Origin of the sequence: Candidatus Afararchaeum irisae, from assembly GCA_034190545.1 — an archaeon.
In the GTDB taxonomy this organism is placed as follows: Archaea; Halobacteriota; Halobacteria; order Halobacteriales; family Afararchaeaceae; genus Afararchaeum; species Afararchaeum irisae.
In genome coordinates, this window is sequence record JAXIOF010000098.1 from 1 (window position 1) to 2,276 (window position 2,276).

Annotated in this window: 1 protein-coding gene; it reads right to left on the minus strand. The window is 56.9% G+C overall.

Annotated features, from left to right (window positions below):
* Positions 1–198: 198 nt before the first annotated feature.
* The coding region (locus SV253_09505) for a winged helix-turn-helix domain-containing protein (protein MDY6776285.1) at positions 199–2,276 on the minus strand (2,078 nt) is incomplete at its 5' end.

The following is a 2,276-nucleotide window of genomic DNA, read 5'->3' on the forward strand; positions in this document are numbered from 1 at the left end:
CCGAGGTGAGATAGGGTATATATGGGTTGACCTCGGGTGTTCGTACACGGTTAGTGATACAATGCGTGTAACAACTAACCAACATTTCTAATATTTCTCTAGAAGCGTTGGTTAGCCACGGGCGTTTGTTTGTCACGGGGTAGCCGTCGCTCCTCGACCCCCGCGGCTTACCTCGGGTCGGCGTCGATCTAACCCGACTTAGCCGCCGCTAAACTCGGTCAACTGCCTATTATTCCCTGGGTCACCTGTACTCGGGTTTGAGGTAGAGAAGATCCGCTCAGTCTTTGCTGCTGAAGCGTCAAGGATCACGAACTCCCACGTATTAGAGTCCCTTACGTCCGAGTTCGTGGTTTCTATCTCGGCTAATCCGCTGATAGCGTCGTCCTTAGACTCCCAGCGGTATGAGTTAGCCCCGTAGTCTGCTGCCCCCTCCCTGACGCCGACGACTTCCTCCTCGGCTAACTCCTTGAGCGTTTCGAGGACGTGTCTTTTCGAGACGTCGACAGCGTCGGCTATCTCCCGCGCCGTCGACCTCGGGTTGTCTCGGAGGAACTCGGCTATCTCCTTCTGCTTATCCCCGAAGACTCTGGCTCCTGGGACGATCTCGTCGACGAAGTCGACGGGAGTGGCGTCTGTACGGACGAAGACGACAGCTGTGTCATCGGGGTCGTCGGGGTTACGAGCATACCTACCCGCAGCCTGGGCGACGTGGTTCTCGCGCACCGAGGCGAGGATCTCCCGGGCGGTCTCGGCGTCGTCACCGACAAAACCACGACCTGCGGCTCTTTTCCGACCCGTGTTATCGCAAACATGACAGCCGCTTCCGTCGCAGGTGTCACAGTCGACGTCGGATCTCTCAGGGCGGGCGTCAAGACCGAGTTCCGCGATGACGTCGAGGATATATCCGTCTCCGGGATCCATAGCCCCGTTTACAAAGCCGACTTCCTCGTCACCGAAGTCATTTCGGCTTTTCTCCTTCCCGTAGTGCATTAGGTCGGGGTCTTCGACACCGACGTCCTCCATGATTTCCTCGACCTCGTTTTCAACTTGAGCCGTCGTTATCGCTGTCCCGAATCCGTCGCCGTACTCGTCTTTGAGATGTCTAAAGAGTACTTCGAGCTTGTCCTCGGATAGCCACTCCTTAGCCCTATCACCCGAAAGCGGGCGTGTAGCTTCTCCGATCTGAACCACGTGTAGCCCACGCTCGTACCGCCGCCACAGACGCCTCTCCTCCGAGTTGAGTATTTCTTCTCTGGTAATCCAAGGGACGGCGTTCAGTTGCCACATCGGCATACTGGGGTGAGCGTCGAGACCAATGACACACCTCGGGGTAGTACCAAGGTCGGGTGTCTGACGTATGTTGGTTAGGTTATTGTCGTCATCGAGGACGACGGTAACATAGACACGATCCCAGCCCTCCTCGTCGCGCGCGTCCTTGTCTAACCTCGGGGGGTTGTATGGCACCTTACCCCTCCTCCTACCTCTCTCTCCATCTGCCTGAGTTCTATATAATGCACGTGCGAGAGCGGGAGCTAAGGTGTGCGCGTCGGGGTCGTTGAAGTACCATTCTCGGTCTGGCTCGTACTCAAGAGCTTCTTCTACGGTTCCTTGAGCTACTTGCCCGTTATTCCAGGCTGTAATCAGCCCCTCGTAGCTACGGATCGGGGAGCCGGCTTGTTGTAAGTAAGCCGTAACTGCCTGCCTAACCCTGTCTTGGCTCATATCCACGGAGAAGTCGGGTCTCTCGTCGAAGACGAGATTACTGTCGGCTACCAAACCGGGGACATAACTCATTTGGTGTGTAGCATGGACGACGTCGTAACTAACCTCGGTGTTCCCGTCGTCGTCTTTCTTACGGGGGACGTTCTCCCACTGAGTGACAGCCGTACAGGTATCGCCACCACACGGGAGTTCATCGTAGTCGGTGTTCTCAACGACGTAATCTTCGAGGTACGAATGTGCTACGGAGAAGGGGATCCCCTTTCCGTCGCACATCGTGCGGAACCACTCCGAAGCGGGCGTGCCGTCGGGTGTGGGTACGGGATCGTGGTCGTGTTCCTCGTCGTCTGCCTCGGGGTCTATGTCATATTCGCCACCAGCTACGGGGCACGCTTCCTCCCTGCCGAGTAACCGAGTAGCGTCGATGTCATTCCTATCACTTACCCTGAAAGCGTCGTCTCGGGCGTCAGTTGTCGCGTGGAACTGGATTACCGGAGATCCTCCCGTCACGTCTCTCATGCCTTTCCAGGGCTGCGTCGCGGCGGTGTAGGACTTAC